This window comes from Microbacterium sp. WHRI 7836 (assembly GCF_040223885.2).
Taxonomy (GTDB): Bacteria; Actinomycetota; Actinomycetes; order Actinomycetales; family Microbacteriaceae; genus Microbacterium; species Microbacterium oxydans.
Window position 1 is genome coordinate 2,225,799 of record NZ_CP168171.1, and the last position, 21,095, is coordinate 2,246,893.

Here is a 21,095-nt window from a genome sequence, read left to right on the forward strand (position 1 = left end):
TTTCGGCGTGACCACCTCGCCTGCGCCGGAGCGCTCCCCCGACCGGATCTCCCCCAGTCTGCGGGTGCTGCTCCTTCTCGCGGCGAGCGCAGTGACCCTCGCCGGCGTCTACTTCGCGCGCGATCTCCTCGGACCCGTCGCGCTCGCGATCGTGATCGTGGTGATCTGCGATCCTCTGCGTCGACCGCTCGAACGGCGCGGGTGGCCGCAGTGGGGCAGCACGACCGCGGTGATCGTCGTCGCCTACCTGATCCTCCTGGTCATGGGCGCTCTGCTCTGGCTGGCCGGCACGCAGTTCGCGCGGCTCATCGCCGACCTCGTCTCGGAAGGCGGACTGGCGAAGACCGTCGATGATCTCGTCGGGTGGCTGCAGTCCCTCGGCCTGGACGAGGAGGCGTCGGCCGCCGCGGCTTCGGTCCTCGATCCGACGACGCTTCTGGGACTCGCACGCAGCATCGGCGGGACTGTGATCGGCGTCGCGACCGCACTGTTCTTCGTCTGCGCCTACATCATCTTCATGGCGGTCGACGCGGCCCGCTATCGGGACGCTCCGTCGGTGTTCGGGGCATCCAAGGCCGCAGTCATCGCCCGGATCACTCGGCTCAACACCGGTGTGCGCCGCTACTACATCGTCAACGCGACTTTCGGCGCGATCGTCGCTGTCATCGACGGTCTCGCGCTGTGGTGGATGGGCGTCCCCGCACCCGTGGTCTGGGCGATCCTCGCGTTCGTCACGAACTTCATCCCAAACATCGGCTTCGTGCTCGGGCTCGTCCCGCCCGCGATCCTGGCCTTCGTCGTCGGAGGGTGGCCTCTGCTCATCGGTGTGGTCGCGGTCTACTGCGTCGTGAACGTGGTGCTCCAGGTTCTCGTGCAGCCGAAGTTCGTCAGCGACGCCGTCGATCTCAGCTTGACCCTGAGCTTCTTCTCCGTGATCTTCTGGACCTTCATCATCGGCCCGCTCGGTGCGATCCTCTCGATCCCGCTCACGCTCCTCGCACGCACGCTCGTCTTCGAGAGCGATCCCGACACGCTCTGGGTGCGGTGGCTCTCGGGCGACCGCACCGCGGTCCCGCCGACACCGGAGCCGGAGCCCGCCCCGGCGGCGACACGGCGAGGCCGACGGCGGCGCATACCTCGTCGCCGCTGAGCGGGCGGCGCAGGACGCTCCGGCTGTAAATCACCAGGGGTGAGTTGCGGTCGATCCGTGGTCCGGCGACCCCTCCGGTGGGATCGTGGACGCAGGAGCGCTCGACCAGGGGCGCCGGCGGATGGAGGCGATGTGCAACGTCCACTCGCAGGACTGACCAGACGCAACTTCGTCACCGAGCTGACCGCCGGCGTCACTCTGCTCGCGATCGCCATCCCCCTCAACATCGGGTACGCGCAGATCGCGGGCCTGCCGCCCACCGCCGGGCTGTACGCACTCATCGTCCCCACGGTCGTCTACGCCCTCGTGGTGTCCTCACGGCAGCTGGTCGCCTCACCCGATGCCGCAGCCGCAGCACTCGTCGCCTCCTCGATCGGCGGGCTCGCGGCCGCCGGAAGCGCGGACTACGCGACGCTCGCGCTCGCCCAGGCCATCATCTGCGGCATCATGTTCGCGTTGCTCGCGGTCTTCAAGCTCGGGTTCCTCGCCAACTTCCTCTCCAAGCCGATCCTCGTCGGCTTCGTCGGCGGTCTCGCCCTCGACATCATGGTGAGCCAGCTCGCGAAGATGCTCGGCGTCAGCATCGACTCCGGGAAGGACTTCACCGGGAAGGTCGCTGATCTGATCGGCGGGCTCCCGACGCTCAACGGATGGGCGGTGCTGATCTCGGTCTGCTCCGTCGCCGTGCTGCTGCTCGGCCGCAGGTTCCTCCGTGCCGTCCCGTGGGCTCTGATCGTCCTGGTGGCGACAACCGTCGTCGTGGTCCTGACCGGGCTCGACCAGCGAGGAGTCGACGTCCTGGGTGAGGTCCCCGCCGGTGCGCCCGTGCTCACGTGGCCCGTGATCGACTGGTCGCTGTGGCTCATGCTGGTCCCATCGGCGATCGCGCTGACACTGGTCACCACGGCCGAGGGGCTTCTGGTGTCGAGGTCGTATTCCGAGAAGCACGGATACCCGTTCCACGCGAACCGCGATCTCCTGGCGTTCGGCGCGGCGAACATCGCCGCAGGCGCTCAGGGCAGCTTCTCCGTCGGCTCATCGACGTCCCGCACCGCCGCCATGGATCAGGCGGGTTCTCGTACGCAGTTCCCCGCGCTGATCCTCGCTGCAGGCACGCTCCTGCTGCTGCTGTTCGGCACCGCGCTGCTGGCCGATATCCCCTCCCCGGCGATCGGAGCGATCGTCGGCGTCGCGATCATCCCCCTGCTCGGCATCCGCGAGTTCATCGATCTGTGGCGCAAAGACCGGTTCGAGTTCCTGATCGGCGCGACCTGCTTCCTGGTCACCCTGTTCATCGGTTCGATCCCCGGGATCCTCGTCGCATTCGTCCTCGCGCTGATAAACCTGGCCAAGCGCGCGGCCAATCCGGCCATCGACGTCCTCGAGTCCACCGGCGACCCGGGTGAGTCCCTCCTGGAGGATGCGCCGGCCGGGACCATGACCGCTCCGGGGATCGTGGTCGTCCGACTCGCCGCGCCCCTGTTCTTCGCGAACGGGGCGGTGTTCTCCTCTGCGGTGAAGACCGCCGTCCGCGCCGCCGGAGAGAACGAGGTCCGTCACCTGGTGGTCGATATGGAGGCGGTGACCGACGTCGATGTCACCGGCGCCGAATCGTTCGCCTCCCTCAAGGAATGGCTCGCCGACCGCTCCGTCTCCCTGTCCTTCAGCCGAGTGCGCCCCAACACCGTGCACCGGCTGAAGGCCCTCGATCTCCTGGCTTCGGAACACGTCTACGCGACCAACCGCGAGGCGATCGCGATGCTCGCCGCTCCGGAAGCAGGACGAGCTCCCCTCGAGAAAGGCCCCTGATGGGTAGCGTCATCGGAGACATCCTCCCGCTCGCGCTCGGCGTGGCGATCAGTCCGATTCCGATCATCGCCGCAATCCTCATGCTGCTCTCGCCCAAGGCGAGGGTGACCAGCGTCGGCTTCCTCTTCGGCTGGGTGCTGGGGATCGTCGTCGCGGTGACGGTCTTCACGCTGGTGTCCTCACTCCTGCCGGAAGATGACAGCGACGCGTCGCATCCGATCCGCGGCGCGGTGCAGCTCGTTCTGGGGGCTCTGCTCTTCCTGCTGGCTTTCGGGCAGTGGCGCAAACGCCCCCGGCCGGGCGAGGAGGCCGCACTGCCGAAGTGGATGAAGGCGATCGACACGATCACCTTCCCGTTCGCGTTCGGGCTCGGCTTCCTGCTGTCGGCGGTGAATCCCAAGAACCTCATCATGGCCGCCGGCGCCGGCACGGACATCGGTGGCGCGGCGCTTCCCGTGGGGTCGATCGTCGTGGTGATCGCCGTGTACACGGTCATCGCCGCCTCGACGGTGCTCGTCCCGGTCATCGGCTACCTCGTCGCCGCCGATCGGCTCCGAGCGCCCCTGGATGCTCTCCGCGGTTGGCTGGCGGCGGAGAATGCCGTCATCATGGCGGTTCTGCTGCTGGTCATCGGCATCTCGATGATCGGCAAGGGCATCGGCAGCTTCTGAGGCACGGCAGCGGGGTTGTGGAAGGAGGGATGACGTGGGCGAGTTGATCCTGGACCTCGTGCCCGTCGCCCTCGGCGTCGTGCTCAGCCCCCTCGCCATCATGGCCCTCGTCGCCGTGCTGCTGTCCCGCAACGCGAGGACGAACGGGATCGCCTATCTGCTCGGCTGGTTGCTGGGCCTCGCAGGCATCATGACGCTCGGTCTCTGGCTCTTCCCGATGCTCGCGGTGCACGAGCACGACGAGCCGCCCCTGTGGGTGCCGGTGGTCCGCCTGCTGATCGGTGGCTTCCTCGTGTCGGCGGCTGTCTGGGTCTACCGGAAGGGGCGTGCCCGTATCGAGCAGATGGCGACAGCCGCTACTCCTCGCGACGTGGTGGACGCTTCTCCCCAGCTGCCCGGCTGGCTGCATTCCGTCGAGTCGTTCCGGCCGGGGCGCACCTTCCTGCTCGGCCTCGGTCTGTTCGTGCTCAACCCCGTGGATGCGTCATGCGCCATCCTCGCCGCGCTGGACATCACGCAGTCCGGCGTCGCGCCCGGTGCCGGAACCGCTGTCGCCGCCGCGTTCGTCGTGCTCGGCGCCCTGCCGATCGCCCTGCCGGTGTTCTTCGTCCTCGTCCGTGGTGCGCGCGCCCAGCCCGTGCTCGACCGCATGCGCTCCTGGATCGCCGGCAACACACACGTGCTCAACGCGGCGCTGCTTCTCGTGATCGGCGCCCTCCAACTCGAGAAGGCGATCGCCGCACTGATCTGAAGTCCACACGGGGACGCGCAGAGTTCACCCGGATGAAGCGCACCCGACTCTGATGACCCCACGACTCGCACCGCAGTAGGTTGAACGCGGCGGGGAGCCGCATCGTTCCACCGAGATGAAGGAGGCCCACGATGGCTCGCGAATTCCAAGGCAAGATCGAACTCGACGTGCGCGATTCCGTTCCTGACTGGGACGCCTTCCGACCGCCGACCCCGCCGAGCGGCGCTCCGAACGTGCTGGTCGTCCTGTACGACGACACGGGCATGGCGGCGTGGTCGCCGTACGGCGGACGGATCAACATGCCGACGATGGACCGTCTCGCTCAGAACGGCCTCACCTACTCCCAGTGGCACACGACGGCGCTGTGCTCCCCCACCCGGTCGACGTTCCTGACCGGACGCAACCACCACCTCAACGGCTTCGCGACGATCTCCGAGTCCTCGACGGGCTTCCCCGGCTACAACTCCCACATCCCCGATTCGAACGCGACCATGGCGCACGTGCTCCGTGACGCCGGCTGGTCGACCTTCTGGGTGGGGAAGAACCACAATGTGCCGATCGACGAGTGGACTGCCGGTGCGTCGAAGAAGCACTGGCCGCTCGCTCAGGGGTATGACCGCTTCTACGGGTTCATCGGCGGAGAGACCAACAACTGGTACCCCTCGCTGGCTGAGGACAACCACTACATCGACCAGCCGTACCTGCCGGAAGACGGGTACCACCTCTCGAAGGACCTCGCCGACCAGGCCCTCACGATGATCCGCGACGTCAAGCAGACCGAGCCGGAGAAGCCCTGGTACCTGTGGTTCTGCCCCGGCGCGAACCATGCTCCGCACCACGCCCCGCAGGAGTACATCGACAAGTACAAGGGGAAGTTCGACGACGGCTACGAGGCCTATCGCGAATGGGTGCTCGCCCGGATGATCGAGAAGGGAATCCTCCCCTCCGACACCGACCTCACCGCACTGAACCCCATGCCGGAGGGGACGTTCACCCCGAGCGACGAGGTGCGCCCGTGGGACACGCTGAACGCCGAGGAGAGGGCCATGTTCTCGCGGATGGCCGAGGTCTACGCGGGTTTCAGTGAATACACCGACTCCCAGGTCGGCCGCATCGTCGACTACCTGGAGGAATCGGGGCAGCTGGAGAACACCCTCATCATCTACTGCGCCGACAACGGGGCGTCCGGCGAGGGCAGCCCCAACGGCTCGGTCAACGAGGGCAAGATCTTCGGCGGATACCCGGACGACGAGGCGGAGAACCTCCGCATGGTCGACAAGCTCGGCTCGCCGGAGACCTACAACCACTACCCCACCGGGTGGGCGGCGGCGTTCTCGACTCCATACAAGATGTTCAAGCGGTACACCTATCAGGGCGGCGTGTGCGACCCGCTGGTGATTCACTGGCCCGCCGGGATCAAGTCACGGGGAGAGGTGCGCCATCAGTACCACCACTCGACCGACATCGTGCCCACGATCCTCGAGGCGTGCGGCGTGACGTTCCCCGAGACCTACAACGGCGTCGAGCAGACCCCGCTCTCGGGAGTCTCGATGGCGTACTCGTTCGATGCCGCCCCCGACGGGGCGACCGAGAAGAAGACCCAGTACTACGAGATGTTCGGCCAGCGCGGCATCTGGCACGAAGGGTGGAAGGCCGTCACGGTGCACGGTCCGGTCAGCGGCAAGGGCGACTTCGAGAACGACGAGTGGGAGCTCTACCACACCGACACCGACCGGGCCGAGGCGAACAACCTCGCCGCCGAGCACCCGGACAAGCTCGAGGAGCTCAAGGCGCTCTGGATGACCGAGGCGAAGGCCAACGACGTGCTGCCGCTGAACGATCTGCAGATCATCGGAAACGCGAAGGACTTCGAGACCTTCATGACTATGGAGTTCCACCAGCCCGCGCCCCCCTCCGGGCAGTTCATCTACTACCCCGGTACAAGCGAAGTCCCGGAGCGGTCGGCTGCGAACGTGCACGGGGTCTCTTACAAGATCGCCGCCGAGGTCGAGTTCACCCCTGAGACCGAGGGCGTCATCTTCGCGCACGGCTCGCGCTTCGGCGGCCACGCCCTCGTCGTCAAGGACGGGCAGGTGCACTACGTGTACAACTTCCTCGGCATCCCGCCGGAGGACCGGGTGTCCGCGCCCGTTCCCACCTCCGGGAAGCACATCATCGGCGTGGAGTTCACGAAGGAAGGCATGGGCGAACACCGCGAGGGGGTCGGACCGGTGAAGCTCTACATCGACGACGAGGTCGTCGGTGAGAAGCAGATCCGCACGGTGCTCGGTCACTTCTCCTTGTGCGGCGAGGGCCTGACGATCGGTCGAGACAGCGCCGATCCCGTGTCGTCGCTGTACGGGTACGGTTTCGACTTCACCGGGGGCGAGATCGCTAAGGTCGTGTTCGACATCGCCGACGACGCCTACCTCGACCTCGAAGCACATCTGGCAGCAGCCATGGCACGCGACTGAGTCGCTCTCCCCGCGGCGGCTGCGTGCGCTACTCGATCCCGAGAGCGTGCGCAGCCGCCGTCACGCTGTCCCGGTCGGAGACGCCCAGCTTGCGGTAGATGTTGCGCACGTGCGTCTTGACCGTGTTCGGGGAGATGAACTCCTGCTCCGCGATCTCCCGGAGCGTCGCGTTGCGACTCAACGCCGTGAGCACGATGCGTTCGCGACGGGTGAGCTCCTCCTCGATGAGGACTCCTGCTGCGGTGAGACGTTCGCGGACGCGATCCGCGAAGCGACCGCGTGATCCCGGAGTCGCGCGCGCGGCGAGAAGGCGCGCGACGACCGGCCCGGCGTCGGCGAATCGTCGGATGTGCTCCTCCGGTTCGGCCAGGGCGAGCGCGAACGACAGCGACACCTGCGCCTGATCGGGACAGCCGGCCTGCACGTCGATACAGGCAGCGACCAGCCAGGCGTCGATCATCGACGCAAGGAGAAGGCACGGCGCCACCCCTTCCAGCACCGGAGCGAGAGCGGCCCGCGCCGGCTCGAACGCCTGATCGTGCAGCGCGGCGATCGCGCGGAGCACGGCCACCTCGCCGACCTCGCCGAGAGCGTCTCCGACGTCGTGGATGAAGCGGTCTCTGAGGGCGTACTCTCCGAGCGCGTTGAAGGCGCGGATCGCGAAAGTGCTCGTCATCGCATACCAGTGCACAGGCAGCGGCATGTCGTCGCGCGGTGCGAGGTTCTCGAGGAGAGCGAGAGCCGCCGCGTGCGCGTCGATGGCGCCATCGACGTTCAGCAGGGCGATCAGGCCTCGCAGACCCCGTGCGATCGCCGGCTCCGTTCCGGACTCGATGATCCCGGTCGCCGCGCGCAGCGTCTGATCCACATCGGCGACAAGCATCTGTTCGAAAGGCACCCAGTACTGCCACACCCGCGTGACCTCGTAGAAGGAGTCCGCAGGCATGCCGAGCGCGCGCCAGCGCTCATCCAGCAGCGCGCTGGAACGCAGCACTTCTCGCATCTGACCTCGGAAGAGATCGGCTGTGTTCAGGATCGCGGCCGCCTGCAGCTCCGCCGCGGCAGTGCCCGCGGCGTGAGCGTGGTCCCCCGCGAGCCGGGCGAACCGGTCGGCATCGTTCAACGCCCCCGTATACAGCTCTGCCATGGCAGCGTGCAGGAATACATAGGTGTCGAGCTGCGACTCCCCCGACACCTCGTAGAGACCCGGCTCCAGCCGGTCGAGCGTTTCCGAGAGGCCCCCGCGACGCACGGCTGTGTGCAGCTCCAGGCCCTTTCGCCATTGACGGACCGCAACGGAATCCTCAAGGTCCGAGTCCGACTCGAGCAGCGCCGCAGCGCGGGCCGCGTCTCCCTGTGTGAGCTCGGCGGACGCCGTCAGCATCCGCATGGCAGGCTCCGCGAGCACAGGTCGAGGAAGACGCGCGATCGCTGCGACCACCTCAGCCGCATAACCCATGAGGATCAGCTGCATCCCACTGCGACGGAGGATCCGTGAGGTCGCGCAGTCGTCGCCGCTCCGCGCGGCGTGGAACATGGCGCGCTCGTGCTCCTGCTCGGCCGCGAACCACTCCGCTGTCACGCTCTCGAGCTCCTCGACGGCCGCCTCTCCTCTGTCCTTCAGGCGGGCATAGAGGAACTCCCGCAACAGCGGATGGTAGTGATACCAGACCGGTTCTTGACCGCTACGCCTGATCAGCACGTTGAGTCGCATGAGCTGTTCGATCAGCGGTTCGGCCGGCATTCCTCCTGTCAACTGCGAGGCTAGAGCCGGCGTGAACGACTCGGGCACCGAGGTGAGCACGAGGAACTCACTGAGGCTTTCGTCGAGATCGGCGAAGACCTCCTCGGCGAAGTAGTCGGTCACCGTCGGAGAGTCACCGCGCAGCGGGAGGACCGTGGCGAACGAATCATGCAGCGCCGCCAGCTCCAGCAGCCGGAGTCCCGTGGCCCACCCCTCGGTACGCAACAGCACGGTGGTGATCTCGCCCTGCGAAAGGCGCATCCCCCTCGCGCGGAAGAACGCTCGCACCTCCGCCGGTGTGAATGCCAGGTCACGGCTTCCGAGTTCCAGTGCCATGCCGACGATACGTCGACGCGCAAGAGGCAGACGCCGGGTTCCGCGTCCGGAGACCACGACGTGGGCGGTACCCGACACTGCGCTCAGGAACGCCGACAGCATCTCGGCGAGTGACCCGGTCTCGATGAGGTGCACATCGTCGATGATCACGACTACCCGACGCCCCGCGGCGCGGAGGGCTCGGGCCAGATCTCGCGCCCTCTCCGTCGACCACGGCCCGGTGAGGCGGTCGAGTGCCTCGCGCAGCGAGGGGTCTTCGATGCTCCGAAGAGCAGACTGCAGGGGGTCGAGGTCCCGATGCCAGCGCTGGAGCGAGAGCCACACCACACGCGATCGATCGTCGTCCGAGGAGGTAATCGAATGCGCCCACTGGGTGAGCAGCCGTGTCTTGCCCGACCCCGCGGGGGCCGACAGGACGGTGAGTGTCCAGGGCTCGTCCAACGCGGCGGAGAGTCGTGACAGCAGTCGGGCTCTGGGGATGTCACCGGGGCCTGCAGGAAGCGGAGGAATCCACGCTGAATCGACGTCTGGCTGTTCTTCGACCATCAAGAGCCCCCGGTGAAATGTTAGATACTACGTCCTCCCCATCTCGAAGTATCCCACCGTGGGAGCGCGCACATCAAGCAACTTTCGTCCAGAACCCTCATCGGGCGACCGAGCTTCTCAGCCGGACGAAGCCGACCACCGAGGGCAGCACGGCCCCGAACAGCAGAGCGAGCCCCACCCCGAGAAGCGTCTCCACCGCGCGTTCCGCGAATCGAGCCCCCGGAGGCTCCGGCGAGGTGGACATGATGAGGGTCAGGGCGAGGAACGTGGTGAAGCCAGGGACGACGTACCACCGGCTCTCCTGGATGGCGCATGTCGCTCCGATGACAGCCCCGACCACGAGCCCGGTGACGAAACCTCCCGGAGCCAGGACAGCCAGGCCCGCGGCCGCGAACGCTCCGATGAGCACCGATGCCGCGCGCCCGATGCTGCGCGAGATCAGCTGCCCCCTGACCGGACGCATGACGAGGAGCGCCGCGCCCGTCGCCCACCCCACGTGCTCGAGATCGAGAACGAAGCCGATGGTGGCGGCGAGCGCCGCAGCCATGCCGAGGAGGATCCCGTAGACCAGGAGGGCTCGCCCCCGAGGTACAGGACTGGCGGCACGCGCCCGCTCTTCACGCTCGGGCCAGAGCAGGGAAACAATCCAGGCATACACCGAGCCGGCGACGATGCAGGCGGCGAATCCCCCTGTGACCGAGGACCAGGAGAAGCTCAGCCCGATCCCGGTCATCGGCAGCACCAGAATGAGGATCAACTGCCCGAGCCGACCTCGTGGGGCGTTGAGACTCGCGACGATCGCGAGCCCGAGCACGGCGAGCACGGCGACCACAGGCCACTCCGCCAGCAGCGCCCCGAGAAGCAGGCCGAGGGCGCTGAGCGTGCCGACGACGGGGATTATGGCGCGGGCTCTCCTGCGTGGGGGGAGACCGAAGGCGGCGGCGGGTATCACGCCGATCCCGAGCGCGACACCGAGCGTCGGATGGAAGGGGGCGACGAGCATCGCCGGCGCGGCGAACAGCAGACCCAGGCCGAACCGCGACCATCGCCAGCTCAGCCCGGCATCGTCACTCATGCATCTCTCCCTCAGCTCCGTCTGCCGGCTTCCCGAGCCGCTGCCGCGACGCCGTCGCTCACAGCTGCGTGCACGCGACCGTGCGATTCCAGTCCGAGGAACCAGGGTGTGCGGCGAGCGACAGCGGCTGCCCGCTCGGGAAGCGCGGCGATGTGCAGCACGATGCCGAGCTGAGCGAGCTCTCCGTCGAGGTTCTCCAGCGCGTCGAGGACGGTGATCGTCATCACCTCCTGCTGCTTCAGACCCAGCACGAGCACGCGGACCGGCTGCTCCTCCGCCTCGACCAGGGCGAGGATCTGCTTCTCGTTGGCCATCGCGTTCGCCGTGTAGAGCCCCCGTTCGAGACGGAGCCCCAGAGCGTCACCGATGCGAGCGTCGACCGCTACCTTCGGCACATTGAGCTCGCGGAGCACCAGGATCAAGGTCACGACCACACCGACCGCCACGGCCGGGAGAAGGCCGGCGGTGAGCCCGAGGATCGCGACCGCGAGCGCGATCCAGAAATCCACCGGACTGATCCGCGCCCACCGCACGAGCTCGGGGATGTTGATGAGCCCGGCGACGGCCACGAACACCATCGCGGCCAGCGTCGCCTCGGGGAGCAGGCTGAGAACGGGTCCCAGGAAGAGCGCGACCAGCACGGCGAGCACCACGGTGACCAGGGTCGCCGCCTGGGAGCGCGCCCCCGCACTCTGATTGACCGCGCTCTGCGAGAAGCCTCCCGCGGCTGGCATCGTGCCGAAGAATGCGCCGACCGTGTTCGCCGCGCCGGTCGCGAACAGCTCCTGGTCGCTGTCGATCTGAGGTTCGCTCGCCGCCCGCAGGCTGCGGGCGACGGCCGCGGACTCCAAGAACGCCATCACGGCGATAGCGAGGGCGCCGGGCACGAGGACGACCGCCTGCGAGAAGTCGGGCACGCCCGGAACGGGGAGCCCGCTCGGCACCGCGGCGATGAGGTCGACGCCGTAGCGATCCAGACCAGCGAGGGCGACCAGGAGGATCCCGGCGACCACCACGACGAGTGCGCCCGGTACACGCGGGGCGAACCGCTTGAGCACGACGATCACGAGGATCGAGCCGGCAGACAGCGCGACCGTCGGCCAGTTCACGCTGTCGAAGGCCTGTGCCACTGCGCCGAGCGACTTGAGGAATCCATGACCGGAGAAGTTGTAGCTCTCGCCCAGCAGCTTCGGCAGCTGTCCGACGGCGACCGTCGCGCCGACACCGATCTTCAAGCCGAGAACAGTGGCTCCGCTGATGTTCTCCACGAGCGAGCCGAGGCGACAGAGTCTGGCGATCAACAGGATCACTCCCACGAGCAGCGTGAGCATCATCAGAGAGCCGATCGCATCGTCCGATCCCGCGGCGACTCCCGCGGACACCAGGGTCGTCGCGGTGAGGGTCGCGATCGTCGAGGTCGTCGACACGCTCATGGCGCGGCTTCCACCGAGGAACGCGTAGACCAGCATCGGCAGGATGCACGTGTAGAGCCCGACCTGCACCGGAAGATTGGCGATCGTCGCGTAGGCCATCCCCTGCGGGATCACGACGGCACCAGCGGACAGACCCGCGACGACGTCACGGACCACCCACTCCCGGCGGTACCCCTCGACCGTGCTGAACAGCCATGGCGGTCTTCTCGTCGCGGTCATCCGCTTCTCCGTCCTCCGGTCGTCTGAAGCGTACTGCGGGGGCATGCGGGGATCGAGTGATCGCACGATCGGCTCACCCTGGTGAACTCCACCGGGAATCGGTGCGCGTGCTGGCGCGTGCCGAGTATCGTCCGACGGGGCCGCCACCGGGCGGGCCGGTTTAAGAAGGAGTACACATGGGTTTTTGGGGATCGTTCTGGGACATCATCTGGTGGTTCCTGCTGGCGTTCGTCTTCATCTCGTACCTGTTCGCGCTGTTCGCGATCGTCGGAGATCTCTTCCGCGACCGGCAGCTCAACGGCTGGTGGAAGGCAGTGTGGATCGTCTTCCTGATCTTCGTCCCGTTCCTCACGGTGCTGGTGTATCTGATCGCTCGGGGCTCCGGCATGGCCGAGCGGAGCGATGCGGAGGCCGCGAACGTTCGCAGCGCCGCTGACGCCTACATCCAGCAGGTCGCCGGCACGAGCCCGAGCGACGAGATCGCCAAGGCGAGGGCACTCCTCGATTCCGGCACCATCACGGCCGGGGAGTACGAAGCCATCAAGGCCAAGGCGCTCAGCTGAACCCAGGAGGGCGCGACCAGTCGGATCGGTCGCGCCCTCCTCGCGCCCATTCGAGTTGTGCACAATTGAATGACGTGCAATGCTATCTTGGTGCCGATGACCGATGAGATGCTCTGCTTCTCCCTGTACTCCGCCGCGCGTGCCACCACGCAGGCATACCGGACGCTGCTCGCCCCCTGGGGTCTGACGTATCCGCAGTATCTGGTGCTCGCCGCACTCTGGCTCGACGGCGAGCAGACGATCGGGTCGCTCGGGGCGGTGATGCGCCTGGACTCCGGCACGCTCTCCCCCCTCGTCCGGCGACTCGAGCAGGCCGGACTCGTGACCAGGACACGCGGCCGCGACGACGAGCGTGTGGTGACGGTGACCCTCACCGACAAGGGCCAGGACCTGCGGGCCGAGGTGGCCCCCATCCACACCACCATCGCGTCGATCTCCGGGCTCCAGGACGAGGAGCATCGCCGTCAGCTCATCGCCGAACTGCACGACATCACCGACCGCCTTCAGAAGACCACGAAAGATCTCGCCGACGCCCACCAGAGCGACCGGCCCTGATCGACACCCCGAGAGAGAACGGAATCGCCATGCGCGCACTCATCCACCCCACCTTCGGCACTCCGGAGGAAGTCCTCCGAGTCGAAGATCGACCTCTTCCGGAGCCCGGCGAAGGCCAGGTCCGTCTGCGGATCGTGCTCTCCCCCATCCACAACCACGACCTGTGGACCGTTCGCGGCACATACGGCTTCAAGCCGGAGCTCCCCGCCGCGTCGGGGACCGAGGCCCTCGGCATCGTCGACGCGCTCGGTGCCGGAGTCGAGCACCTCGAGGTGGGCCAGCGCGTCGCCACCGGCGGAACCTTCGGCGCCTGGGCCGAGTACATCGTGACGAATGCCGCCGGACTGATCCCGATCCCGGACGGCCTTCCTGACGAGACGGCGGCTCAGCTGGTCTCGATGCCCTTCAGCGCGATCACGCTGCTGGACTTCCTCGATGTGCAGGCCGGCGGCTGGATCGTGCAGAACGCCGCGAACGGAGCTGTCGGACGCATGCTCGCTCAGCTCGGCTCAGCGCGCGGAGTGAACGTGCTCGGGCTGGTGCGTCGGACAGCGGGGGTCGACGAGCTCCGCGCACAGGGCATCGACAGGATCGTCGCGACCGATCAGCCCGATTGGAAGGAGCAGGTCGAGGCGATCACCGGAGGTGCGCCGATCACCGCCGGCGTCGATTCCGTCGGTGGTGCATCCGCCGGCCAGGTTCTCTCGCTGCTCGCGGAAGGCGGCACGTTGGTCGCGTTCGGAGCGATGGACTCCCCCACCATGGAGATCGCCTCCTCCGACGTGATCTTCAAGCAGGCCACAGTGAAGGGCTTCTGGGGCAGCAAGGTGATCCCGAGCCTCGATCAGGCCACCCGCAGCGCACTGTTCGGTGAGCTGTTCCAGCGCCTCGCCGACGGCAGCCTGACGTTGCCCGTGGCCGGCATCTTCGACGCCGCCGACATCAGCGCGGCCGTGCGTGCGAGCGACACCCCGGGTCGCGTCGGCAAGGTGCTGCTGCGCTTCTGAGCTGCACGCCGACGAGGGACTTCCGGATGTCGGCGCCCCGGTGCAGAGTGTGGCCATGGAGATCACACTCGGACAGCCCGATGGGCTCGTCGTCAGTCCTGCATTCAGCCATGTGGCCGTCGTCCCGCCAGGGGCGACGACGGTGTACGTCGGCGGCCAGAACGGTGTCGACGTCACCGGAGCCGTCGTCTCGAGCGATGCCGGCGAGCAGTCCGCTCGCGCCGTCGAGAACGCCAGGATCGCCCTCGAGTCCGTGGGTGCAGGGCTCGAAGACGTGATCAGCTGGACGGTGCTGATCCATCAGGACGCGGACCTGCGCGCGGCGTACGGTGCGGTCGCCTCACGGCTGGCGCGGGACGGAGCCCCGCCCCTCGTCACCGCGGCGCTCGTGGCGGGCCTCGGAGTCCCGGGTGCCCTGATCGAGGTGAGCGCGGTCGCGGCCGTGCTCCGCTCCTGAGCGGACGACGCTTCTCTCGATGTCCCGGTGCGGGGTCAGATCCTTCCCCGCACCGGTGTGCGCTCGACGCCGTCGTCCTCCGGCGCCGTCATCTCCGCGCGGACTCCGAGCAGTCGCACCTCTCGCTCCGGATCGAGCGCGCCGGCGAGCGCCGCGGCAACCGCGACGAACTCCGCGCGGTCCATGGTCGGCGCGGAGAGCCTGCGGCCGAAGGTCTTGGTCTCGAACGGGGCATATCGCACCTTGAGGTGCACGCGGACGACCGGCCGCCCCTCCACCGCGCAGTCGTCGAACGCGTGGGCGGCGAGATCGCGGATCGCCGCATCGACCTGCTCCGGCGTCGTGAGGTTCTCCTGGTACGTCGTCTCCCGGCTGTGGCTTCGCGCAACCCACGGCGTGTCGTCGACGCTGCTCGGGCCGATCCCTGAACCCAGCCCGTGATACCAGACGCCCATCCGCGGTCCGAACTCGGTCACGAGGGTCTGCTCGTCCGCCTCGGCGAGATCTCGCACCGTCGCGATGCCGTGGACCGCGAGACGCTTCTGCACCTTCGGCCCGACACCCCAGAGGTCGCGCGTCGGCTTGTCGCCCATCACCTCGAACCAGTTGTCCGCGGTGAGGCGGAACACACCGCGGGGCTTGCCGAACTCGGTGGCGATCTTCGCCCTGACCCTGTTGTCCCCGATCCCCACCGAGCAGTGCAGCTGTGTCGCCTCGAACACGGCTTCCTGCGCGGACGAGGCCACACCTTCGGGAGAGTCCGTCTGCACCCCGAGGAAGCACTCGTCCCATCCCACCACTTCGAGCACCACGTCCGGCAGCGCACGGAGAGCAGCCATGACCTCGTCGGATGCCCGAGCGTAGGCGTCCCGATCGACCGGGAGGAACACGGCATCGTCCGGCGCCTTCCGCGCCGCGATCTTCAACGGCATGCCCGAGCCGATCCCGAACGCACGGGCTTCGTAGGAAGCGGTCGACACCACCGCCCGCTCGGTCGGATCGCCGCGTCCACCCACGATCACCGGGCGACCGGCCAGCTCCGGTCTGCGCAGCACCTCCACCGCGGCGATGAACTGATCCATGTCCACGTGCAGCACCCAATCGGCCATGCAACGAGTGTGACCGGTGCCGACGTGGATGTCACCCCTCGATCGTCACCGGATCGCGAGGCCGATCGCGGTGACCACGACAGCGAGCAACGGCAGGGTTCCCTGCATCGCCGCAGCACGCACCTTGGTCCGATCGGAGAGCACGAGCACGAGCGCGGCGGCGAGCATCATCCCGGTTCCGGCGAAGACGAGGGTAAGCCCCGCCGTCTCGGCTCCGACGATCACGAGGCCGATGCCGAGCAGGGCCGTCAGTGCGAGGAAGAGGTTGTAGAAGCCCTGGTTGAAGGCCAGCTGCTTCATCGTGACCGCGTCCGCCTCGCTGGGGACGCCGAAGATCTTCCTCGTCTCCGGCTCGGTCCACCGCAGCGACTCGAGCGCGAAGATGAAGACGTGGAAGGCCGCAGCTGCGGCGGCGAGGACGAGACCGACGATGAGCATGGGCTGATTCTTCCGTTCCCGGGGGCCGGGAGCAAGCCGACAGCACCGGCGCGCACGAACCTCCTCGTCACAGGAGGAAGATCGGAAGAAGTCCCGGGTTGTGTGCGTGTACCAGCACGGCGAACACCACAGCATCGAAGAGCAGGTGCACCGTCACGACATAGGCCAGCGAGTGCGTCCGCACGAAGATGTGCCCCTGCAGCAGGGCGAACGGGATCGTCAACAGGGGTCCCCCCTCTCGGTAGCCCAGCTCCCACAGGAAGGAGACGAAAACGATGGCCTGCAGGACGTTGGCGAGCAGGTCGGGAAAGTGTCGGCGCAGCAGGGCGAACACGGTGCAGATGAAGAACAGCTCGTCCCAGATGCCCACGGCGCCGACCCCGACGAAGAGACGGGCGATGAGGTCAGGAGTGTCCACGACCGGCCAGTTCTGGTACACCCCGCTGGTGATGAAGTAGAAGGGCAGGATCAGCCACCCCAGCAGGAGCACCGCCACGAGCCACCCCCATTGCAGCCGTCCCCAGCGCTTGTGCGTGCGCCAGGGGAAGCCGATGGCACGGTCTCGATAGACGAACCTCGAGATCAGGTAGGGCACCGCCACCGCGCCGCCCAGGGCGAGCGTGAACCGCAGCATCGCGAGGTTGTCGAGTTCCGCTGCCAGCGGGATGATGCTCACGATCAGCATGCCGATCGCGATCAGCGAGAGATCGCGGGTGAGCGAAGGACGGCGTGGGCTCCCGGCTGGATCCGCGCCCCGCTCACCGCCGCGACGTTCGACGACACGGCGTTCGAGGAGACCGGCGACTGCGATGCCGGCGGCGAGGAGCGTCCAGCCAAGCCACGGGATCTCCAGCACGAAGAATGCCGGAGCAGCGGCGCACACGAGCAGCGCGGGAAGGAGCCCCGTCCTCGACGCCGTGTCGCGCCGCGTGTCGGTCACGCGCGGGTCCTGCGCCGGTACACGAGATCGCGGATATCCCGTCCCTTCGCGATGCCCTTGCGCTCGAACGCGGTCATGACGCGACCGTCGAAGCGTTCGGCCCACTCCCCCTCGAATGCGCGCTCGAACAGCGGATCCGCGTCGAGCACATCGCGCATCTGCAGGGCGTAGTCCTCCCAGTCGGTCGCGAGCCTCAGCAGGCCGCCGTCACGGAGCGCTCGCGCTGCGGCGTCGCCGAATCCCGGTCTCACCAGGCGTCGCTTGGTGTGCTTCTTCTTGTGCCAGGGGTCAGGGAAGAAGATCCACACCTCGCGTGAAGCCGCCTCAGGGAGGAACGATGAGAGGACCTCCGGCGCATTCGCCTCGACGACGCGCAGGTTGCGTGCGCCCTCCCTGTCGGCGTCGAGCATGGTCCTGGCGAGGCCGGCGCGGAACACCTCGACGGCGAGGAAGTCGTCCTCGGGGCGCGACGAGGCCGCGGCCACGATCGCGTGGCCTTGGCCCGATCCGACCTCCACGTAGAGGTCAGCGGTGCGCCCGTACTCGGTCGCAGGATCGAGGCGCGCCTCGGGGTGCACGGAGGTCCAGGCGACGTCACGCGGAACGTCGAGTAGATAGTGCGGGCCGAGCTCGGCGAAGGCGCGCTCCTGCGCGTCGGACATCCGGCCGCTGCGGCGCACGAACGACACCGGCTCGTCTCGGAAGGTACGGGGTTCGGGCATGTTTCCAGGGTAGCCGTCGACGTCCGTCGCTCCGGCGTCCCCGATTCCCGGGCTCAGGCCGTCGGCGCGGTGACGAAGTCGATGAGCTCCTCCACACGGCCCAGCAGCGCCGGTTCCAGGTCCCGGTAGGTCGTGACCTTGGAGAGGATGTGCTGCCACGCGCGCGCGATGTCGGCCTGTGTCTCGTGCGGCCAGCCGAAGGCACGGCAAATGCCGACCTTCCACTCGATGCCGCGCGGGATCTCCGGCCACTTCGCGATGCCGAGGGCCCGAGGCGTCACACACTGCCAGACATCGACGAACGGGTGGCCGACGATGCGCAGATGGCGTCCGTGCGGGCCCCGGGCGACCGCGTCGGCGATGCGCGATTCCTTCGAGCCAGGGACGAGGTGGTCGACGAGCACGCCGTACCGCCGAGTCGCGCTGGGTGGCTCTGCGGCCAGCAGGTCGTCGAGCAGGTCGACGCCCTGGAGGAACTCGACGACGACGCCCTCGACCCGCAGGTCGGCACCCCACACCTTCTCGACGAGTTCGGCATCGTGCTTGCCCTCGACGAGGATTCGGCTGGGCAGAGCGACGCGGGCGCGCTGATCGGCCACCACGAACGATCCGGATGCCGTGCGCCGCCGCCCTTGATCGGCAGCGCCGGGCACGATCAGCCTCACGGGTGCGCCGTCGATGAGGAACCCTCCGCCGAGGGGGAACAACCGCCGACGGCCCACGCGGTCCTCCAACTCGACGTTGCCGCCCTGGACTCGTGTGACTGCCCCGCAGAAGCCGTCGTCGGCGACCTCGACCACGAGATCCGGCTCGGCCGCGACCTGGGGCACCTTCTTCGCGCCGCGCTCGCGCCAGCCCGCCGCGAGCACGTCGGAACCGTAGATGTCGTCCATGCCTTCCAGCGTATGTGCCTCCGCTGAGGGCGAACGGCGAACCCGTGTCGAGTGCTGTCGCGTGTCGGGCCCAGTGCATAGACTCGTGGCATGGGGCTCGGCTGCCGGTCGGAGGGAACACGATGACGAAACGGTGGCTCACGCTGGCCGCACTCGCTCTCGCCGTTGTCGCCGGTGCGTTCAGCACCTCCGCAGCATCCGCGACAGATCCCGTCACGCTCGATGCCGGATACGTCACCGACCAGGCCGGAGTGCTCAGTGCCGACGAAGAGGCGACGGTGGAGGCCCGGCTCCAGGAGCTGACGGACAATTCGAGCGCCGATCTGTTCGTCGTGCTCGTCGACGACTTCACGAACCCATCCGACAACGTGCAGTGGGCCGACACGGTCGCGCAGAACAACAACCTCGGCACCGAACAGTACCTCCTGGCGATCGCGGTCGACGGGCGCAGCTACTACATCTCCGCTGCCCCCGACGGCCCGGTGAGCTTCGGCCAGCTCGACAGCATCGAGGACAAGATGGTCCCCTTCGCCGCGGACGGCGATTGGGTCGGCGCCATCACTCTCGCCGCCGACGAGATCCAGGGCGACGGGGGCGCCGGTGCGCTCCGCATCGGGCTGATCGTCGTCGCCGTCGTCGTCGTCGCGCTGCTCGTGTGGCTCGTCGTGGCACTGGTGCGCGGAGCCCGCCGGCGGGCGGAGATCCGCGAGCGAGGCGCCATGCCGGAGACACCGGACCCCGCCGACCCCTTCTCCACTCTCACCGACCAGCAGGTCGAGACGCAGGCAGGACTCGCGCTCGTGCAGGCGGACGATGCCATCACCTCGAGCAAGGAGGAGCTCGGCTTCGCCGTCGCGCAGTTCGGCGATGCAGCCACCGAGGAGTTCACTCGGGTCGTCGATGCGGCGAAGGCGAAGATCTCCGAGGCCTTCGATCTGAAGCAGAAACTCGACGACGAGATCGAGGATTCGATCCACGACCGCCGCGCGTGGCACATACGCATCATCCGGATCGCCGACGAGATCGACGACATCCTGGACGACAACACTGCGGCGTTCGACGAGCTCCGAAAGCTCGAGCAGAACGCCCCGCAGGAGCTCGAGCGCGTCCGCGGTGAGCGCGCGGCGCTCGACGCCGCCCTCGCCTCTGCGGAGCCTGCCCTCGACGCGCTGTCCGCCACCTATGCCCCTGCGGCTCTCGCCACAGTCGCGGACAACCCCGTGCAGGCACGCGAACGGGCCGACCTCGCGGATCGGTCGATCGAGGCGGCGGCGCAGGCCATCGCAGCCGGACGTTCAGGCGAGGCCGCGTTCGCGATCCGCACCGCCGAGCAGTCCGTCGCGCAGGCCGCCCAGCTCGTCCAGGCGGTGACGACGCTGGGAGCGGAGCTGTCGACGCTCGAAGCTCAATCTCGTGCCCTCATCGCCGAACTGCAGAGCGACCTCGCAGCCGGGCAGCAGCTGCCCGACCCCTCGGGTGCCATCGCCGCTGCGGCTTCCGCCACGGCCCAGCAGCTCGGGGCGGCGCAGACCGATCTGAGCGGTACCGCCCGCGATCCACAGCGAGTGCTCGAGGCTCTCACCGCCGCGAACACGCAGATCGACGCCGCGATCGCACAGGGCAGGGAGAGCGTCGAACGTGCCCGCCGGGTGCAGCAGCTGCTCGAGCAGACTCTCACGCAGGCGAACTCCGAGATCCGCGCGGCTCGGGACTTCATCGAGACCCGTCGAGGGACGGTGGGCTCCACCGCGCGCACCCGCCTCGCGAACGCGGAGGCGAGCCTGTCGCAGGCGCTGAATCTGCGGGCAACCGACCCCGATGCCGCGCTCGCGGAGGCGAACCGTGCGCTCGCTCTGGCGACGCAGGCCACGTCGGCCGCGCGGTCGGACGTGCAGGCGTACACCCCTTCCGGCTACGACCAGGGCGGCTTCGGCGGCCCGTTCGGCGGGTCCGGATCCTCGTCGGGCGGCTCAGGACTCGGCGGCGACATCCTCGGAGGCATCATCGGTGGGCTGCTCGCCGGCGGTGGCGGCGGCTCTTCCCGTCGAGGAAGCAGCAGCGGATGGCGCTCCTCCGGCGGCGGCTTCCGGAGCTCCGGTTTCGGAGGCGGCTCCCGCAGCAGCGGCCGCAGCGGCCGATCAGGAGGTAGACGCTTCTGATCCCCCACACAGACATGTACGACAAGCTCTCGAAGACGCCCTCT

Annotated in this window: 18 protein-coding genes; 10 read left to right on the plus strand and 8 right to left on the minus strand. The window is 68.1% G+C overall.

Features of this window, described 5'->3' with window-relative positions:
• Positions 1-7: 7 nt before the first annotated feature.
• The 5 genes from ABRP18_RS10680 (at position 8) to ABRP18_RS10700 (ending at position 6,855) form a co-directional block, all read left to right on the plus strand.
• Entirely contained in the window at positions 8-1,150 is a 1,143-nt protein-coding gene (locus ABRP18_RS10680; RefSeq protein WP_349884621.1) for an AI-2E family transporter, read from the plus strand.
• Between the two features lie 132 nt (positions 1,151-1,282).
• Positions 1,283-2,959 carry a SulP family inorganic anion transporter gene (locus ABRP18_RS10685; protein ID WP_061015257.1) on the plus strand — a complete coding sequence of 559 codons (1,677 nt, stop codon included), beginning with the start codon at positions 1,283-1,285 and terminating at the stop codon, positions 2,957-2,959.
• Complete coding sequence (locus tag ABRP18_RS10690) at positions 2,959-3,630, plus strand: GAP family protein (RefSeq protein ID WP_061015256.1); 672 nt, start codon at positions 2,959-2,961, stop codon at positions 3,628-3,630. The genes ABRP18_RS10685 and ABRP18_RS10690 overlap by 1 nt, the downstream gene beginning before the upstream one ends.
• 34 nt (positions 3,631-3,664) lie before the next feature.
• Complete coding sequence (locus tag ABRP18_RS10695; RefSeq protein WP_061015255.1) at positions 3,665-4,381, plus strand: GAP family protein; 717 nt, start codon at positions 3,665-3,667, stop codon at positions 4,379-4,381.
• A 131-nt stretch (positions 4,382-4,512) separates the two neighbouring features.
• Entirely contained in the window at positions 4,513-6,855 is a 2,343-nt protein-coding gene (locus tag ABRP18_RS10700) for an arylsulfatase (RefSeq protein ID WP_349884622.1), read from the plus strand.
• Between the two features lie 28 nt (positions 6,856-6,883).
• Here ABRP18_RS10700 and ABRP18_RS10705 read toward each other — a convergent pair whose 3' ends face one another.
• The 3 genes from ABRP18_RS10705 to ABRP18_RS10715 form a co-directional block, all read right to left on the minus strand.
• A complete protein-coding gene (locus ABRP18_RS10705; RefSeq protein WP_349884623.1) occupies positions 6,884-9,481 on the minus strand; it encodes a LuxR C-terminal-related transcriptional regulator in 2,598 nt (865 codons plus the stop codon).
• Positions 9,482-9,578: 97 nt separating this feature from the next.
• Entirely contained in the window at positions 9,579-10,556 is a 978-nt protein-coding gene (locus ABRP18_RS10710; RefSeq protein ID WP_349884624.1) for an FUSC family protein, read from the minus strand.
• Between the two features lie 11 nt (positions 10,557-10,567).
• Positions 10,568-12,208, minus strand: coding sequence for a SulP family inorganic anion transporter (locus ABRP18_RS10715; protein ID WP_349884625.1), 1,641 nt, complete (start codon positions 12,206-12,208; stop codon positions 10,568-10,570).
• Positions 12,209-12,384: 176 nt separating this feature from the next.
• On the opposite strand from ABRP18_RS10715, the gene ABRP18_RS10720 reads away from it, so the two are divergent.
• The 4 genes from ABRP18_RS10720 to ABRP18_RS10735 all read left to right on the plus strand — a co-directional run bounded on the left by ABRP18_RS10720 (position 12,385) and on the right by ABRP18_RS10735 (position 14,790).
• Positions 12,385-12,771, plus strand: coding sequence for an SHOCT domain-containing protein (locus tag ABRP18_RS10720; RefSeq protein ID WP_058631330.1), 387 nt, complete (start codon positions 12,385-12,387; stop codon positions 12,769-12,771).
• A 96-nt stretch (positions 12,772-12,867) separates the two neighbouring features.
• Entirely contained in the window at positions 12,868-13,326 is a 459-nt protein-coding gene (locus ABRP18_RS10725) for a MarR family winged helix-turn-helix transcriptional regulator (protein WP_227750928.1), read from the plus strand.
• 29 nt (positions 13,327-13,355) lie between these two features.
• The gene (locus tag ABRP18_RS10730) at positions 13,356-14,333 is read left to right on the plus strand and encodes a zinc-binding dehydrogenase (protein WP_349884626.1); all 978 of its coding nucleotides are present in this window, start codon (positions 13,356-13,358) and stop codon (positions 14,331-14,333) included.
• 55 nt (positions 14,334-14,388) lie between these two features.
• Positions 14,389-14,790 carry a RidA family protein gene (locus tag ABRP18_RS10735; protein WP_349884627.1) on the plus strand — a complete coding sequence of 134 codons (402 nt, stop codon included), beginning with the start codon at positions 14,389-14,391 and terminating at the stop codon, positions 14,788-14,790.
• A 35-nt stretch (positions 14,791-14,825) separates the two neighbouring features.
• Here the strand turns inward: ABRP18_RS10735 and ABRP18_RS10740 are convergent, their stop codons facing one another.
• From ABRP18_RS10740 to ABRP18_RS10760, 5 genes are all read right to left on the minus strand, one after another.
• Positions 14,826-15,899, minus strand: coding sequence for a DNA polymerase IV (locus ABRP18_RS10740; protein WP_349884628.1), 1,074 nt, complete (start codon positions 15,897-15,899; stop codon positions 14,826-14,828).
• A gap of 45 nt (positions 15,900-15,944) precedes the next feature.
• Entirely contained in the window at positions 15,945-16,337 is a 393-nt protein-coding gene (locus ABRP18_RS10745) for a DUF1304 domain-containing protein (protein WP_061015248.1), read from the minus strand.
• A 67-nt stretch (positions 16,338-16,404) separates the two neighbouring features.
• Positions 16,405-17,277 carry a CPBP family intramembrane glutamic endopeptidase gene (locus ABRP18_RS10750; RefSeq protein ID WP_349884629.1) on the minus strand — a complete coding sequence of 291 codons (873 nt, stop codon included), beginning with the start codon at positions 17,275-17,277 and terminating at the stop codon, positions 16,405-16,407.
• A complete protein-coding gene (gene trmB, locus ABRP18_RS10755) occupies positions 17,274-17,999 on the minus strand; it encodes a tRNA (guanosine(46)-N7)-methyltransferase TrmB (protein ID WP_349884630.1) in 726 nt (241 codons plus the stop codon). The genes ABRP18_RS10750 and trmB overlap by 4 nt, the downstream gene beginning before the upstream one ends.
• A gap of 53 nt (positions 18,000-18,052) precedes the next feature.
• Positions 18,053-18,892, minus strand: a complete 840-nt coding sequence (locus ABRP18_RS10760) for a DUF3097 domain-containing protein (protein WP_058631337.1) — start codon at positions 18,890-18,892, stop codon at positions 18,053-18,055.
• A 122-nt stretch (positions 18,893-19,014) separates the two neighbouring features.
• Here ABRP18_RS10760 and ABRP18_RS10765 point away from each other — a divergent pair, with 122 nt between their 5' ends.
• Positions 19,015-21,051, plus strand: coding sequence for a TPM domain-containing protein (locus ABRP18_RS10765; protein ID WP_058631338.1), 2,037 nt, complete (start codon positions 19,015-19,017; stop codon positions 21,049-21,051).
• Positions 21,052-21,095: the final 44 nt, after the last annotated feature.

What these genes read in the sequence shown, in the direction of transcription:
- ABRP18_RS10690 (WP_061015256.1), top strand. Translation starts at nt 2,959, where the DNA reads ATGGGTAGCGTCATCGGAGACATCCTCCCGCTCGCGCTCGGCGTGGCG.
- ABRP18_RS10700 (WP_349884622.1), top strand. Translation starts at nt 4,513, where the DNA reads ATGGCTCGCGAATTCCAAGGCAAGATCGAACTCGACGTGCGCGATTCC.
- ABRP18_RS10705 (WP_349884623.1), bottom strand. Translation starts at nt 9,481, where the DNA reads ATGGTCGAAGAACAGCCAGACGTCGATTCAGCGTGGATTCCTCCGCTT.
- ABRP18_RS10710 (WP_349884624.1), bottom strand. Translation starts at nt 10,556, where the DNA reads ATGAGTGACGATGCCGGGCTGAGCTGGCGATGGTCGCGGTTCGGCCTG.
- ABRP18_RS10715 (WP_349884625.1), bottom strand. Translation starts at nt 12,208, where the DNA reads ATGACCGCGACGAGAAGACCGCCATGGCTGTTCAGCACGGTCGAGGGG.
- ABRP18_RS10720 (WP_058631330.1), top strand. Translation starts at nt 12,385, where the DNA reads ATGGGTTTTTGGGGATCGTTCTGGGACATCATCTGGTGGTTCCTGCTG.
- ABRP18_RS10725 (WP_227750928.1), top strand. Translation starts at nt 12,868, where the DNA reads ATGACCGATGAGATGCTCTGCTTCTCCCTGTACTCCGCCGCGCGTGCC.
- ABRP18_RS10730 (WP_349884626.1), top strand. Translation starts at nt 13,356, where the DNA reads ATGCGCGCACTCATCCACCCCACCTTCGGCACTCCGGAGGAAGTCCTC.
- ABRP18_RS10735 (WP_349884627.1), top strand. Translation starts at nt 14,389, where the DNA reads ATGGAGATCACACTCGGACAGCCCGATGGGCTCGTCGTCAGTCCTGCA.
- ABRP18_RS10740 (WP_349884628.1), bottom strand. Translation starts at nt 15,899, where the DNA reads ATGGCCGATTGGGTGCTGCACGTGGACATGGATCAGTTCATCGCCGCG.
- ABRP18_RS10745 (WP_061015248.1), bottom strand. Translation starts at nt 16,337, where the DNA reads ATGCTCATCGTCGGTCTCGTCCTCGCCGCCGCAGCTGCGGCCTTCCAC.
- trmB (WP_349884630.1), bottom strand. Translation starts at nt 17,999, where the DNA reads ATGCCCGAACCCCGTACCTTCCGAGACGAGCCGGTGTCGTTCGTGCGC.
- ABRP18_RS10760 (WP_058631337.1), bottom strand. Translation starts at nt 18,892, where the DNA reads ATGGACGACATCTACGGTTCCGACGTGCTCGCGGCGGGCTGGCGCGAG.
- ABRP18_RS10765 (WP_058631338.1), top strand. Translation starts at nt 19,015, where the DNA reads ATGACGAAACGGTGGCTCACGCTGGCCGCACTCGCTCTCGCCGTTGTC.